The 14,036-nt window shown below is 69.0% G+C and carries 14 protein-coding genes; 1 reads left to right on the top strand and 13 read right to left on the bottom strand.

Annotated features, from left to right (window positions below):
- Nucleotides 1-378: 378 nt before the first annotated feature.
- The 11 genes from ASE44_RS13940 to ASE44_RS13890 all read right to left on the bottom strand — a co-directional run bounded on the left by ASE44_RS13940 (nt 379) and on the right by ASE44_RS13890 (nt 11,768).
- Nucleotides 379-1,845: a hypothetical protein gene (locus tag ASE44_RS13940; protein WP_157579969.1), complete on the bottom strand. Its 1,467-nt coding sequence runs from the start codon at nt 1,843-1,845 to the stop codon at nt 379-381.
- Nucleotides 1,835-2,647, bottom strand: a complete 813-nt coding sequence (locus ASE44_RS13935) for a TIGR03943 family protein (protein WP_157579967.1) — start codon at nt 2,645-2,647, stop codon at nt 1,835-1,837. Before ASE44_RS13935 ends, ASE44_RS13940 begins: the two co-directional genes overlap by 11 nt.
- A complete protein-coding gene (locus ASE44_RS13930; RefSeq protein WP_369817199.1) occupies nt 2,640-3,728 on the bottom strand; it encodes a permease in 1,089 nt (362 codons plus the stop codon). The genes ASE44_RS13935 and ASE44_RS13930 overlap by 8 nt, the downstream gene beginning before the upstream one ends.
- A 7-nt stretch (nt 3,729-3,735) precedes the next feature.
- Nucleotides 3,736-4,137, bottom strand: coding sequence for a Fur family transcriptional regulator (locus ASE44_RS13925; protein WP_056010514.1), 402 nt, complete (start codon nt 4,135-4,137; stop codon nt 3,736-3,738).
- A 92-nt stretch (nt 4,138-4,229) separates the two neighbouring features.
- Nucleotides 4,230-5,150, bottom strand: coding sequence for a metal ABC transporter permease (locus ASE44_RS13920; RefSeq protein WP_056780762.1), 921 nt, complete (start codon nt 5,148-5,150; stop codon nt 4,230-4,232).
- Complete coding sequence (locus ASE44_RS13915; RefSeq protein ID WP_056780759.1) at nt 5,147-6,004, bottom strand: metal ABC transporter ATP-binding protein; 858 nt, start codon at nt 6,002-6,004, stop codon at nt 5,147-5,149. Before ASE44_RS13915 ends, ASE44_RS13920 begins: the two co-directional genes overlap by 4 nt.
- Nucleotides 6,001-6,990 (bottom strand): metal ABC transporter solute-binding protein, Zn/Mn family, encoded by a 990-nt coding sequence (locus ASE44_RS13910; protein WP_056780757.1) that lies wholly within the window; start codon nt 6,988-6,990, stop codon nt 6,001-6,003. The genes ASE44_RS13915 and ASE44_RS13910 overlap by 4 nt, the downstream gene beginning before the upstream one ends.
- A 110-nt stretch (nt 6,991-7,100) precedes the next feature.
- Nucleotides 7,101-8,477, bottom strand: a complete 1,377-nt coding sequence (locus ASE44_RS13905) for a dihydrolipoamide acetyltransferase family protein (RefSeq protein ID WP_056780755.1) — start codon at nt 8,475-8,477, stop codon at nt 7,101-7,103.
- Between the two features lie 26 nt (nt 8,478-8,503).
- The gene (locus tag ASE44_RS13900) at nt 8,504-9,484 is read right to left on the bottom strand and encodes an alpha-ketoacid dehydrogenase subunit beta (RefSeq protein ID WP_056780751.1); all 981 of its coding nucleotides are present in this window, start codon (nt 9,482-9,484) and stop codon (nt 8,504-8,506) included.
- A complete protein-coding gene (locus ASE44_RS13895; RefSeq protein ID WP_056780748.1) occupies nt 9,481-10,620 on the bottom strand; it encodes a thiamine pyrophosphate-dependent enzyme in 1,140 nt (379 codons plus the stop codon). Before ASE44_RS13895 ends, ASE44_RS13900 begins: the two co-directional genes overlap by 4 nt.
- Complete coding sequence (locus ASE44_RS13890) at nt 10,617-11,768, bottom strand: histidinol-phosphate transaminase (RefSeq protein ID WP_082456022.1); 1,152 nt, start codon at nt 11,766-11,768, stop codon at nt 10,617-10,619. The genes ASE44_RS13895 and ASE44_RS13890 overlap by 4 nt, the downstream gene beginning before the upstream one ends.
- Before the next feature lie 100 nt (nt 11,769-11,868).
- On the opposite strand from ASE44_RS13890, the gene ASE44_RS13885 reads away from it, so the two are divergent.
- Nucleotides 11,869-12,261, top strand: a complete 393-nt coding sequence (locus ASE44_RS13885) for a phage holin family protein (RefSeq protein ID WP_056010494.1) — start codon at nt 11,869-11,871, stop codon at nt 12,259-12,261.
- An 18-nt stretch (nt 12,262-12,279) separates the two neighbouring features.
- On the opposite strand, the gene ASE44_RS13880 is transcribed toward ASE44_RS13885, so the two are convergent.
- Nucleotides 12,280-13,719 carry a hypothetical protein gene (locus ASE44_RS13880; RefSeq protein ID WP_056780745.1) on the bottom strand — a complete coding sequence of 480 codons (1,440 nt, stop codon included), beginning with the start codon at nt 13,717-13,719 and terminating at the stop codon, nt 12,280-12,282.
- Nucleotides 13,716-14,012, bottom strand: coding sequence for a hypothetical protein (locus ASE44_RS13875; RefSeq protein ID WP_056780742.1), 297 nt, complete (start codon nt 14,010-14,012; stop codon nt 13,716-13,718). Before ASE44_RS13875 ends, ASE44_RS13880 begins: the two co-directional genes overlap by 4 nt.
- Nucleotides 14,013-14,036: the final 24 nt, after the last annotated feature.

The raw sequence follows: 14,036 nt of genomic DNA, 5'->3' as shown, positions 1-14,036 counted from the left end.
TTCTCAAGGATCGGATGCTCCTGCCTTTGGCCATCACGACCGCCCTGCAGGGCAACTTCTCTATCTTACATCTTCCCGGCTTGTTGTCAACTCGGCGTTTCAGCCGCTCTGCGAACAGAGTCATGCTGAGCACGAGTGACACCAGGAGGAGGTCATCCAACCGAGACTTGAAACGATAACATCGAAATGTTCTCGCTTTTGGCTGGGGATTGTCCCCGCTTGAGGCCGAGAAGCTCTTCCGCTTCCCGCACCTTTGGGGTGACGAGTGATTACTCTACGTGTGTCTCGGGATCGTGGCAAATTCCGCTTGCATCCCGGGCGTGTCGCCCGGAAAGACGCGGTTTTCGCCAGCCGGGGCGAAACGGCCACGTCGACCGGTCATTGCGCGATACCCGTTCCCGCGCACCAGGACAGGTCGAATCCGGGCTGTGTACCGACGACCTTCCCCGTGCGGGCTTCGACGACCTCGATCTGCGGACCGTTCGGCATCGGCGCGTTCGCGTACCCGTCGAAGCCGGCATCGGCGAAGTCGGGGACCACGACGACCGCGACGTACTCCGCGTTCGGGCTCGCACACAACGACCAGACCACCGCACCCGGCTCCGGCGTGTAGAGCACGGCCGTCGCCCCGTCCTTGATCGCCAACACCCGTTGCTGCGTCGTCCCCGCGGCACGGTCGTAGTCCGCGTAGATGCGAGCGGACAAGGATTCCGTGAGGGCGACGAGCTGACCGGGGATCTCGGTGGGTGCAACCGAGGGGAGCACGAACGGCTCGCTCTTCCCCGTGGCGAGGTCGAGCACCACCACGCCGTCGATCTGTTCGATGACGACCTTGGTGGTTCCCGGGATGTAGCTCGAGATCAGGGCGGCGCGACCGAGGAGCACCGGAGCGGTGGTCGCAGCCGGATCGAGCAACTCCAGCGAGTTGTCCACCGTCCGCACGAGCATCGACGACGTGCGCGGCACGAACGACCACTCGGCCGCCTCGACCGCGGCTCCGTCGATCCCGCCCACCCGTTCCGGGCCCGTCGGCTTCCCAGAGCGCAGTTCGAACGAGTACAGCGTCAGGTTGTCGCCGCCGTCCCGACCGAACGACTGCTCCGTGAAGAGGAACCCGACGCGACTCTGCGCGGGAGCCGTCTGCAAGGAGGTGATCATGCCCCCCATGGGAAGCTTCACCTCCTGGGTGGCGCCGTCCCTCGTGTCCACCACGACGATGCGACCCAGCCCGCTCGAATCCTGCTCCACCACGATGAGCGAATCCCCGATCGTCGCGAACTCCTGGATCTTCGCCGCACGGTAGACCGTCTGTCGCTCCCCGCCGTCGAGCGCGAGTCGCATGATCCGGTCCTCGGGCTTCTTCCCCGCCGAACCACCCTGCTTCGCCTCACCCCGGACAAGCGAGAAGCCCTCGACCGGTGGCGTCGAGAACGACGTCGTCAGCTTCGCCGACGGCCCCCCGCCAGGCGCGGTCACACCGTCGACGGTGATCCGGTAGTCGGTCCCGTAGGCGAGCGGCTCCGGGAAGACCAGGGTGATCCCGCCGTCGCCGGTACTGACGTCGAAGTCCGCCGCCGGCTCGACGCTGACCCGATCCGCCCCGAGATCGGCGATCGGCTGGTTGACCGCCATGACGACGCGCTGACCGCGCGACTCGACGAGACCGGTCGGATCGACCACGGTGCGCACGAGCTTCGGCCCCTGCGTGAGACCGACGACGGCGGCGCCGCCACCGATGACGACGAGCGCGACGAGCACGATCGCGACCAGCCGGCCGAAGCCGCTCCGCTCTGCGTCCACCCGCGTCGATCGACCGCTCACGGCGGAACGGCGATCAGTAGTCATAGGGGTCCGCCGGCTCCTCGACCTTGTCGACCTTCGCCGTGCCGACCACCAGCGGGTGGGTGGCGTCGCCGGCGGTCAGCGTCCCCGAGACCTCGACCCAGTCGCCGGCTTTCAGCTGCTGGGACCACCCGTCGAGCTCCACCGGCACCCCGACCGGCTGCGCGTCGACGGCACAACAGTTCACGACGAACCGCGAGACGTAGAAGACGCCCGCCGCGTCCGGATCGGCGATCACGAAACCGACGCCGGTGAACGCGCGCCCCTCGAGGTCGGCGGGCCGGGTGGTCTGGCGCAACAGGGTCGCCCAGTCCTTGATGCCGAAGGTGCTGAAGTCCGGATTCGAGGTGAGGACCGTCTGCGCATCCTGTCCCTGCACCTCGCCGGCGAGCGTGCCGGAGTTCACGGAGCGCTGATCCGCCGTCGCGACCGACAGCGTGGACGGCGGGAGCACGACCATCGAACCCACCACGGCGAGGCTGCCCACCACCGAAGCGAGCTGCAGCACCGTGCGACCACGGCGCTTCGGGACCGCCTCCGTGTCGACGTGGACGAGGACGCTCACGATGCCGAGCGCCACCGCGATGAGCGCCATGATGACCGTGAACACGAAGTAGCGCGGGTGGATGTAGAGACCGAGGCGGTCGGTCATCGCGAGCCAGAGGATGCAGACCGCGGCGGTGACGAGGAGCAGGACGCCCCACCATCGTTGCCGCAGACGCTCGAGCAGGGAGACCCGTCGTGGGTCCACCCCCGCCGGGCCTCGGCTCTGCGCGTGGTCGTGGGTCGAGGTCTGATCAGGCAAGGGCGTTCACTCCGAATCCGAGGGCCGCCGAGAACAGCACGGCGACCGCGGTGATGATCACGAGGGTCCTGGTCGTGTAGGTCGTGCGCATGAGCGCGAGCATCTTGACGTCGACGACGGGTCCGAGGACGAGGAAGGCGACGATGGAGCCGGGCATGAACGTCGATCCGAAGGACAGCACGAAGAAGGCGTCGACGTTCGAGCAGATCGACACGATGACGGCCAACGTCATCATGGCGAGCACCGACCACACCGGGTTCGCACCGAGCGTGACCAGCACCTCCCTCGGCACGAGCACCTGGACGGCACCCGCGACCGCGGAACCGATCAGGAGCGCCGGCATGATCGCGCGCGCTTCGGCGACGAACTGCTGCAGGCTGCGTTCGACGCGCGTGTGCTCGTGCCCGTGCTGCTCCGTCACCTCGCAGCTGGCCTGGAAGGTCGGGGTGAGCAGCGAGCTCGGGTCCGGGTGCTTGCTGAACAGCCAGCCGATGAGGTTCGCGAGCAGGAACCCTCCGACGAGACGGGCGACGAGGATGCCGCCGTCCCAACCGAAGGCCTGATGCGTCGTCACGATGACGATCGGGTTGAGGATCGGTGCGGCGAGCAGGAAGGTGATCGACTCCGGCACCGTGAATCCGCGCACGATGAGCCCTCGGGCGAGCGGGACGTTGCCACACTCGCACACCGGGAGGAACATGCCGAGGAGCGAGATGCAGGCACGACGGAGGATGGGCTGCGACGGAAGCCAGCGCTCGAGCCAGCCGTCCGGCAACCAGATCTGCACGAGGATCGACAGCACGATCCCGAGGACGACGAACGGCAGGGACTCCACCACGACGCTGAGGGTCAGGGTGACGAAGTCCCGGACGGCCGTCGGCGGGGTGAGGGCCTCGCCGAGCGGCATGAGTGCCCGGAGGACGAAGAGCCCCACGACCACCGCGAGCGCGGCCCCGATCAGGAGCGGGGTGCGGATGTTCCGCGGATCGCGGCCCTCCGTGCGTCCCCAGTGCTCGGCACCGTCATCGTCGGGTGCGGTCCAGTCGTCGTCGACCCCGAGGGTGCCGGTCGTCCTGCTCACTGCGGCCTCACGCGCGCTGGGCCGCCGCCGAGCAGTTCGCGCAGAGGCCGAAGACGTCGACGACGTGCTTGGCCTCGGTGAACCCGTGCTGTGATGCGACCGAGCGCGCCCACGCCTCGACCTCGTCGGCCTCGATCTCGATCGTGAGACCACAGTTGCGACAGATGAGGTGGTGGTGGTGGGTACCCGGCGTGCAGGCGCGGTAGAGGTTCTCGCCGTCCGGCGACTGCAGTGAGTCGGCCTCACCCTCGACGGCGAGGTCGGACAGGGCGCGGTAGACGGTGGCGAGCCCGATCGGCGAGCCGGTGTCGCGGAGTTCGGCGTGCAGCCCCTGAGCGCTCACGAATCCGTCGTTGCCGCCGAGGGCCTCGCGGACAGCTTCACGCTGCCAGGTGTTGCGCTTCGCCACGGGTGCTCCTGCCTGTCGCTTCAAGGGTACCCGGGAACCACTTGGAGGACGCTCCGAAGGGGCTCGGTGCATCCCTGGCGTGCCGTTCACCGTCACGGCGCGACCTCGACGCGGTCACCGACCGGGCCCGCCTCGTTTCGATCGCGACCTCGACGGGATGCCCTGGCCCGGCTCCGCGAACCGCGCGAACCGAGGATGCGGCAGACGAGGTAGATCAGGAAGGAGATCGTCGTGATGTACGGGCTGATGGGCAGCGACCCGCCGATGGCGAGCAGGATGCCGCCGACGGCCGACACGAAGCCGAAGAGCATGCTCAACAGCGGCACGAGCAACGGCGACGAGGAGACCCTGAGCGCGGCGGCGGCGGGCGTCACGAGCAGCGCGAGCACAAGCAGCGCTCCGATGATCTGCACCGACACCGCGACCGTGAGCCCGAGCAGGACCATGAAGGCGAGCGACACGAACCGACTCGGCACCCCGCGCGCCGCGGCGACGTCCGGGTCGAGGCTGTCGAAGCTCAACGGCCGCCAGAGCACGAGGAGCGCGACCAGGACGACGATGCTGATGACGATGAGCAGCCCGAGCTGCGGGTCGTCGACGGAGACGATCTGCCCGGTCAGGAGGCCGAACTTGTTCGCACTGCGGCCGGGATAGAGGGCGAGGAAGAGGATCCCCAGCCCGAGGCCGAAGGGCATGAGCACGCCGATGATCGAGTTGCGGTCGCGAGCCTTCGCGCCGAGCAGCCCGATGAGGATCGCGGCGACGAGCGAGCCCGCGAGCGACCCGACGACGACGTTCGCGCCGAACAGCAGCGCCCCGGCGGCACCGGCGAACGACAGCTCGCTGATGCCGTGCACCGCGAACGCCATGTCGCGTTGCATGACGAACACACCGATCAGCCCTCCGACGATGCCGAGCACCGCGCCCGCGATGATCGAGTTCTGCACGAGCTCGAGCAGCGCGCCGTAGTCCTGGAAGTTGAAGAGTCGTCCCCAGAGGTCGTCGGCGTTCATGCGCCCACCCCCACGGCTCCGGTGCGCGGATCCTCATCGTGATGGTGATGGTGGGTCTCGCTGTCGGGGATGCCGACGACGACGACGCGTCCGTGACTGCGCAGCACGTCGACCGGTGTGCCGTACAGCTCGGAGAGCACGTCGCTCCGCAGGACCTCGTCCGGCGTCCCCTCCCGGAAGCTGCCGCCGGCGAGGTACAGGATGCGGTCCACCATGTGGAGCACCGGGTTCACGTCGTGCGTCACGAACACCACCGCGGTGTCGTGCTCCCGGCGGCGGCGGTCGATGAGTTCGCTGACACCGCGCTGGTGCTGGAGGTCGAGGCTGAGGAGCGGCTCGTCGCAGAGCAACAGGATCGGGTCGTCCGCGAGCGCCTGGGCGACGCGGAGCCGCTGCTGCTCGCCGCCGGACAGCGTGCCGACCGGTCCGTCGGCGTACGAGCTCGCGCCGACCGACGCGATGAGTTCGTCGACCCGGCGCCTCGTCGCGGCGGAGCGGATGGGCAGCCCGAAGCGGTGACCGTCGACGCCGAGCGCGACGAGGTCGCGGCCGCGCATCGGTGTGCCCGCTGGGATGAGCTTCTGCTGCGGGATGTACCCGATGCGGCGGTCTCCGCGGTGCACCGGTCCGCCGGCGACGCTGATCGTCCCTCGGTCGAGCTGCTGCTGCCCGAGGACGGTCCGCAGCAGACTCGTCTTCCCGGAGCCGTTCGGACCAAGCACCGCGAGGAACTCACCCGGACGCACGGAGAGGTCGAGACCGTTCCAGAGGGTGCGTCCGCCGAAACCGAGCTCGGCCCCGGCGAGCGCGAGGACGTCGACGGGGCCGGATGAATCCGTGGATCCGCTCGTCATCGACCCAGGGCGTCCGCCACGGCGTCGACGTTCTCGGTCATCCACGAGAGGTAGTCCTTGCCGTCCGGGAGGGTCTCGGTGAATGACAGCACCGGCACGCCTGCGTTCTCCGCGGCGGTCTTGACCTGCTCGGTCTCCGCGCCGCTCGTCTGCTCATTGTAGGCAAGCAGGGCGACGGTTCCGCTGCCGAAGAGGTCGAGCGTCTCCTTGAGGACGGTCGGGGAGACGTCCGTGCCCTCCTCGATGGCCTCGCTGAAGGCGTCCGGGGTCTGGTTCTTCAGGCCGGCGGCCTCGAGCAGGTAGAGCGGGACGGGCTCGGTGATCGCGACGCCCTCGCCGTCGTGCGCGGTCTTGATGGCGGCCTGCGCGGTCTCGATCGTGGCGAGCGAGTCGGTGAATGACTTCGCGTTGGCCGTGTAGGTGTCGGCGTTGGCGCTGTCGAGCTCGCCGAGCTCCTTGGCCAGCTCGTCGGCGAGCTTCGCCATCGTGGGCAGGCTGTACCAGACGTGCTCGTTGAAGCCTTCGATGTGGTCGTGGCCGTCCTCGTCGGCGTGCGCCTCGTCGCTGTGCGCCTCCTCCGTGTGCTCGTCGTCGGCGTGGTCGTCGTCCGGGGCGAGGCCCGACAGGTCGACGACGTTCACGACCTCGACGGAGGTGTTCTTCGCGGCGTCGAGGAGGGTGTCGACGAAGGGGTCGTAGCCGCCACCGTTCTCGATGACGACGTCCGCGTTCTTGATGGAGAGCTGGTCCTGCGTGCTCGCCTCGTAGGAGTGCGGGTCCTGGGCGGCCGAGGTGATCAGTGATGTGACCTCGACGTCCTTCCCGCCGATCTTCGAGGCGATGTCGCCGTAGACGTTGGTGGAGGCGACGATGCTGATCTTGCCGTCGTTGGTCGAGCTCGCGGCGGGGCTGCCGGAGCAGCCCGCGAGGACGAGGGCGGCTGCCGGGAGGACGGCGAGAGCCGGAAGCAGGGTGCGAGCGCGCATTGATGAACCTTCTCGATCGGGGTGAGAGCCCCAACGCTACGCCTATTGATACTGATTCTCAAAATCGCCCATCGGAGTCTCAGGGACCGGGTGGTCCGAGTCCCGAGGACTCAGTCGAGCAGCAGCGCCGGCTCCTCGATGATCGAGGCCACATCGGCCAGGAAGCGGCTCGCCACATCGCCGTCGACGACCCGGTGGTCGAAGGACGCACCGAGCGTCGTGACGAAGCGACTGCGCACCTCACCGTCGACGACCCACGGCTTCTGTTTGATCGTGCCGAGTGCCACGATGCCCACCTCGCCCGGGTTGAGGATCGGGGTTCCCGTGTCCATGCCGAAGACGCCGATGTTGGTCACCGTGATCGTGCCGTTCTGCTGATCGGCCGGTGGCGTCTTCCCGTCGCGAGCGGTGAGCGTCAGGGTCTCGAGGGCCCGTGCGAGCTCGAGCAGGCTCATCGCCTGCGCCTCCTTGACGTTCGGCACGATGAGCCCGCGAGGGGTCGCGGCGGCCACGCCGAGGTTGACGTAGTGGCGGACGATGATCTCCTGGTCCGTCCACTCGCTGTTGACGGTCGGGTTGCGCCGCACCGCCCAGATCATCGCCTTCGCCATGATGAGGAGCGGCGAGACCTTGACACCCGCGAAGTCCGTCGAGTTCTTGAGGCGCTTGACGAACTCCATCGTGCGGGTCGCATCGACGTCGACGAAGAGGGAGACGTGCGGCGCGGTGAACGCGCTCCGCGTCATGGCGGTCGCGATCGCCTTGCGGACGCCCTTGACCGGGATCCGCTCCTCCCGCTCGTCCGCCCACTCCGGCGTCTCGATGTTGCGGAAGACGCTCGCCTGGCTGGCCTCGCGGATGACGTCGTCGCGGGTGATCTCGCCCGCGAGTCCCGTGCCCTCGATCGTCGTGAGGTCGACCTCGAGGTCCTTCGCCAGCTTCCGGATCGGCGGCTTCGCGATGACCGGCAGTGCCGAAGCGGCCGGGATGCTCGTCGGAGGCTGACGGCGCACGGGCGGCGTCGGGGTGACGGCAGGGCTCGCCGGCTCGATCACCGGGGTCGCGCCGCGTCCACGACGACGACTGGACGTCGCGCCGGCGCTGCCGTACCCGACGAGCACGGCGCCGGGGCGCGGTTCTTCGGCCGGTGACACGCTCGCGGCGGTGTCCGCGGCCAGGGTGGCGGCCTCCGACTCGGTCGCTCCGGCGGGGGCGGGGGCGGTCGACTCGGACGGTGCCGCGGCTTCACCCGAGGTCACGCTGATGATCGGCGTCCCGACGTCGACGGTCTGTCCCTCGTCGACCAGCAGCGCGCCGACGGTGCCGGCGAACGGGGACGGGAGTTCGACGAGCGACTTCGCGGTCTCGATCTCGACCAGCACCTGGTTCACCGACACGGTGTCGCCGGGCGCGACCTTCCAAGCGACGATCTCGGCCTCGGTCAGGCCCTCGCCGACGTCCGGCAGTTCGAACTGGAGATCACTCATCGTGGTTCCTCGTCTTCCTTCGATGTTCAGTAGGCCAACGAGCGGTCGACCGCCTCGAGGATGCGGTCGGCATCCGGGAGGTAGACGCCTTCGAGCTTCGCCGGCGGGAACGGGGTGTCGAACCCGGACACCCGCAGGACGGGTGCCTCGAGCGAATAGAACGCACGCTCGGTGACCGTGGCCGCGATCTCCGAGCCGACGCTCGTGAAACCGGGCGCCTCCTGCACGTAGACCAGCCGGCCGGTGCGACGGACGGACTCGACGAGCGGGTCGTAGTCGACGGGTGACAGCGATCGCATGTCGACGACCTCGACGCTCGTCCCCTCGGCTGCGGCGAGTTCGGCGGCCTGGAGCATGACACTCACGATGGCACCGTGGCCGGCCAGCGTGACCTCCGTGCCGGTGCGGACGACGCGGCTGCCGTGGAGCGGGGCGGCCGAGCCGTCGAGGTCGACCTCGCCCTTCGGCCAGTAGCGGCTCTTCGGCTCGAGGAAGACGACGGGGTCGTTCGACGCGATCGCCTCCTGGATCATCCAGTACGCGTCGTTCGGCGTCGACGGGCTCACGACCCGGAGGCCGGCCGTGTGGGCGAAGTAGGCTTCCGGGCTCTCCTGGTGGTGTTCCACCGCACCGATGTGCCCGCCGTACGGGATCCGGATGACGACGGGCATCTGCAGCTTGCCCTCGTGACGATTGGTCAGCTTGGCGAGCTGCGTCGTGATCTGGTTGAAGGCAGGGAACACGAATCCGTCGAACTGGATCTCGCACACGGGCCGGTAGCCGCGCATCGCGAGACCGATCGCCGTCCCGACGATGCCGGACTCCGCGAGCGGGGTGTCGAGGACGCGGTCGCCGCCGAACTCGGCGTGCAGCCCCTCCGTGACGCGGAAGACACCGCCGAGCGGGCCGATGTCCTCGCCCATGAGCAGGACCTTGTCGTTCTCGGTCATCGCCTTGCGGAGACCGGCGTTCAGCGCCTTCGCCATCGGCATGGTGGTGATCGTCATGCGTTGCCCCCTTCGAGCGAGGCCTCGTAGCGTTCGAGCCAAGCCTGCTGCTCGGCCATCAGCGGGTGCGGTTCGGAGTAGACGCCGTCGAAGATGAGCCCGCGGCCCGGTGCTTCGAGGGCGAGGGTCCTGACGCGGGTGTCCTCGGCGAGGGCAGCGGCCTCCTCATCGACCTCGGCGAAGAACGCGTCGGACGCGCCGAGCCCTCGCAGGTACGTCTTGAACCGGATGATCGGGTCGCGGGCGATCCACGACTGCAGCTCGTCGTCCGTCCGGTACTTGGTCGGGTCGTCGCTCGTCGTATGCGCGCCGATGCGGTAGGTCATCGCCTCGATGAGGCTCGGACCACGGCCGGCGCGGGCGTCGTCGAGGTGCTTCGCCGCCGCGGCATAGCTCGCCAGGACGTCGTTGCCGTCGATGCGGACGCTGTCCAGGCCGAAGCCCGCCGCGCGCTGGTACAACGGTTCGCGCGCCTGACGCGAGACGGGGACGGAGATCGCCCACTGGTTGTTCTGCAGGAAGAACACCTGCGGGGTCTGGTAGCTGGCGGCGTAGATGTACGCCTCGTTCGCATCGCCCTCCGAGCTCGAGCCGTCGCCGAAGTAGACGAGGACCGCGGCGTCCCGCTCGGGGTCGCCGGTACCGACGACCTTGTCGAAGGTCATGCCCATGGCGTAGCCGGTGGCGTGCAGCGTCTGCGCGGCGAGCACCAGGGTGTACAGGTGCATGTTGCCGTTCGACGGGTCTGCCGGGTCCCAACCACCGTGGGTGTTGCCGCGCATGAGTCGCACGATGTCGATGGGGTCGACGCCGCGGATCATGGCGACGACGTGCTCCCGATAGGAGGGGAAGATGTGGTCCTGCGCGCGCGCCGCCCGGGCGGAACCGACCTGCGCGGCCTCCTGGCCGTGGGACGGCGGCCACAACGCCATCTGTCCCTGGCGCTGCAGGTTCGTCGCCTCGATGTCGAAGGCGCGGACGTTCGCCATGTCGCGGTAGAACTGCTGCAGATCGGTCTCGGTGAGGCGATCGACGAACGGTTGGTATCGCTCCGCGTGCTCGTTCGGCGCGAAGGTGCCGGCGGCGTCGATGAACTGGACGCTGGGCACGGTGGGGTCGTCTCCGGAACGGCTCATCGTGAGCGCACTCCCTCTCGTGTCGGGTGGTCGGCCGGCAGTGCGGCGAGGATCTCGGCGGTCGCGGCGAGGAGCGGCTCGATCGACTCCGCCTCGCCGATGGAGATGCGGACGCCGTCGCCGGGGAAGGCGCGTCCCACGATGCCGTGGGCGAGGAAGACCTCGTTCGCCGCCGCAGCGTGCGCGCCGAGGCCGAACCAGACGAAGTTGCCCTGGGCCTCGGGGATGAACCAGCCCTGCTCGCGCAACGCCTCGGCGAGCGCGTCGCGTCGTTCGGTGATGACGGCGACGCGCGCACGGATGTCGTCGGCGTTCGCGAGTCCGGCGATGGCCGCCTGCTGTGCGGGGGCCGTGCTCGAGAGCGGGATGGCTGCGTTGCGGGCGCCGTCGAGCACGAGCTCGTGACCGATCGCCCAGCCGACGCGCAGGCCGGCGAGTCCGTAGGCCTTGGAGAAGGTGCGGAGCACGACGAGGTTCGGGTGGGCGTCGAGGAGCGGGATCCCGTTGACGGCGTCGTCGTCGGTGACGAACTCGCGGTAGGCCTCGTCGAGGAGGACGAGGACGTCGGAGGGGATCGCGCGAAGGAACGTCTCGAAGGCTTCGCGTCCGACGACGGTGCCCGTCGGGTTGTTCGGTGTGCAGACGATGACGACCCGGGTGCGGTCGGTGACGGCGGCGGCGATCGCGTCGAGGTCGTGGGAGCCGTCGGCCCGGTTCGGGACGGGGACGGAGGTGGCGCCGGCGACGGTGACGAGACCCGGGTAGGCCTCGAAGGACCGCCAGGCGAAGACGACCTCGTCACCCGGACCCGCGGTGGCGGTGATGAACTGGCTGAGCAGCGCGACCGAACCGGCACCGATGTGGATGCGTTCGGGCGTCACGCCGTTGGCTTCGGCGAGCGCCGTGCGCAGCGCCAGGGCCGCACCGTCGGGGTAGCGGTGGGCGTGTGCCGCGGTGTCGGTGATCGCCGTGAGGACGGCGTCGAGCGGCGGGAACGGGACCTCGTTACTGGAGAGCTTGAACGCGTCGGGTGCTGCGGGCTTGCCCTGGCGGTAGGGCGGCAGATCGGCGATCTCGGGGCGGAGACGGACCGGGCTCCGGCCCGGCTGAGCGGCCGGCTGGGCGGTGGTAGGCGGGTTCTCACTCACCCGACGAGTCTAGGGCGCGACGGATACCCGCGGCGGAATGCAGTGCGCTTGCCCAGACCGGCCCTGTCGTGGGTGCTACGGGAGTGGGAGGATGGCCCCCATGGGACGTTTTCTGCTGAACCTGCTCGCCAACGCTTTCGCCATCTGGGTCACGACCCTGCTGGTCTCGGGCGTGCACATGACCCCCTACGCGCCGGGCGGCACGCTCGAGATCGTCCTCACCTATGCGCTGGTCGCGCTGATCTTCGCGATCGTCAATACGATCATCGGCTCGGTCATCAAGGTGCTCGCCTTCCCGCTGTACATCCTGACGCTCGGGTTGATCGGCCTGCTCATCAACGGCCTCCTCCTGCTCATCACCGCGGGCATCAGCGGCTGGTTCGGATTCGGCCTGAGCGTCGACGGGTTCTGGTGGGGTGTCCTCGGCGCGATCGTCATCTCCATCGTGAACTGGCTGCTCGGCATCATCATCCGCCCGAAGAAGCGCGACTGACGGACGCTGACGCCCCGGTCACGGCAGGACCTTGTCCGCCCGGTACTGGTGGACCTCACCGGTGGCCGTGAGCCCGGAGAGCGGATCGATCGCCGGCGCGAGCCGTTCCTCCGAGGACTGATCGATGAGGCGTGCCGTCTCGCGGTAGCGATCGAGGTTGTGCGCAGGGAGCGGGTCGTCGCCGGGAGGCGGCGTGCCGCCGTCGTACAAGGACCGCTGGACGACGGTACCTCCGTTGAGCGAGTCGCGCCGTTCACCGGAGACCGCCGGGATGACGTCCTCGGTGTGTTCGACGTGGGTGCGTGCGAGGTCGTCATCGAACTCGAACGATTCGACGGGTGACCCGAACGTGACGAGGGTGGAGTCGAAGAGGCCGCTGGCGGCGATGCCGGACGCCACGATGCCCCCTTGGGAGTAGCCGACGTGGAGCACGGAGGCGCCCTCGGGGATACCTGCGAGCCGCATGGCCTGCAGCGTCGCCTCCAGGCTCTCGGCATCCGTGTGGGCGACGGCGGTCACATTGCTGCGATTGTCCCAGGGCTCCGTCGACGACTCGGGGAAGCCGGCCTCGATCGTCCCGCCCGTCCAGACGATCCATTGGTCGGCTCCTGAAGCGTCCTGGTAGCGCTCGATGCGGATCTGCGGAGAATCGGCACCGCCGTGGGGGATGCGCTCGACCAGTTCCTCGTAGGTGGCCGGAGGGGCGGGTCGCTGCTCCGCCCCCTTGGTCTTCACCTCGACCGCCTGGACCGGGGTAGGTGTGAACACACCGGCGTACTGGGCAACGCTGGCCACAACCGATGCGGCGAACGCGACACCGGTGATCCCCTGCTCGCGCAGGCGATTGGCGTCGAGCATGACCGGGAGGCCGAACAACCCGATGAGGAACTCGTCGGATCCCGAGACCACGCCGCGCACGAGGGCGACGAACGCGGGTGAAGAGACCAGCTCGCGCATCGACCGAGCCGAGGCCTCGTCGATGTCCTCCACGGCCTCCGACGAGAAGAGCCCGACGATCGCACGGAACGCTGTCCTGATGAGCGCGACCTCCCCGACGGCGGCCAGGATCGCGAGCGGGATCAGCGGCGAGGCGCCCATGGCCCACCCGGCGACGCCCCCGGCGAAGGTGAACAGCGCTTGGACCTGCCGCTCGATCTGTCCGTAGTTCTCCGCTGTGAGGATCAGGTTCCCTCCCAACCGCGTCGCATCCTCACCCGCATGGCGGAGGTGGGCGGCCGCCCGCGCCGCCGCCTCACTCCCCGCCCTGGCGTCGGCTTGGGGGACGACGGATGGACCGAGAGGCACGCGGGAGAAGTCATCGGTCGACACGGACTCGGCGCGGTCCGCCCAGCTCGCGCACGCATCACCGAGTTCCAGGAGCAGGGCGGCGAAGAGGAGGTGCTCCTCCGTGTCCACCGCCACGACGCCGCCGCCGCGGATGGTGATGTCGTCGCTCATGCCCCACCCCCGTCGATCATGGACGACGCCGCCCCACGGGCACTTCTCAGCCCCTCATCGAGTGCCGAGGCCGCCTCGCGGAGCACGCTCGTGAGTTCGTCCGCCGACCAGGAGAACTGCGTTGCCGCCGATCCGACCCACTCCTGACCAGCGCGCGCCTGCACGAACCGGAAGAGCTCCGTGTTCAATCCGAACAGCACGTCCTCGAGACATCGAGCTCGCCCTTCAAGGACCGCGGTCGCGTCCTCCGCCCCGCGATCGACACTGCACATGGTCTCCGCGACGTCTCCCATCGGGGACCTCCTCTCCGCCCGGAC

Origin of the sequence: Plantibacter sp. Leaf1 (genome assembly GCF_001421315.1) — a bacterium.
Lineage (GTDB): Bacteria > Actinomycetota > Actinomycetes > Actinomycetales > Microbacteriaceae > Plantibacter.
The sequence above is the reverse complement of the archived record's forward strand: the minus strand, read 5'-3'. Positions and strand labels throughout refer to the sequence as shown.

What these genes read in the sequence shown, in the direction of transcription:
- ASE44_RS13910 (WP_056780757.1), bottom strand. Translation starts at nt 6,990, where the DNA reads ATGCGCGCTCGCACCCTGCTTCCGGCTCTCGCCGTCCTCCCGGCAGCC.
- ASE44_RS13900 (WP_056780751.1), bottom strand. Translation starts at nt 9,484, where the DNA reads ATGACGATCACCACCATGCCGATGGCGAAGGCGCTGAACGCCGGTCTC.
- ASE44_RS13880 (WP_056780745.1), bottom strand. Translation starts at nt 13,719, where the DNA reads ATGAGCGACGACATCACCATCCGCGGCGGCGGCGTCGTGGCGGTGGAC.
- ASE44_RS13915 (WP_056780759.1), bottom strand. Translation starts at nt 6,004, where the DNA reads ATGACGAGCGGATCCACGGATTCATCCGGCCCCGTCGACGTCCTCGCG.
- ASE44_RS13885 (WP_056010494.1), top strand. Translation starts at nt 11,869, where the DNA reads ATGGGACGTTTTCTGCTGAACCTGCTCGCCAACGCTTTCGCCATCTGG.
- ASE44_RS13940 (WP_157579969.1), bottom strand. Translation starts at nt 1,845, where the DNA reads ATGACTACTGATCGCCGTTCCGCCGTGAGCGGTCGATCGACGCGGGTG.
- ASE44_RS13875 (WP_056780742.1), bottom strand. Translation starts at nt 14,012, where the DNA reads ATGGGAGACGTCGCGGAGACCATGTGCAGTGTCGATCGCGGGGCGGAG.
- ASE44_RS13920 (WP_056780762.1), bottom strand. Translation starts at nt 5,150, where the DNA reads ATGAACGCCGACGACCTCTGGGGACGACTCTTCAACTTCCAGGACTAC.
- ASE44_RS13895 (WP_056780748.1), bottom strand. Translation starts at nt 10,620, where the DNA reads ATGAGCCGTTCCGGAGACGACCCCACCGTGCCCAGCGTCCAGTTCATC.
- ASE44_RS13905 (WP_056780755.1), bottom strand. Translation starts at nt 8,477, where the DNA reads ATGAGTGATCTCCAGTTCGAACTGCCGGACGTCGGCGAGGGCCTGACC.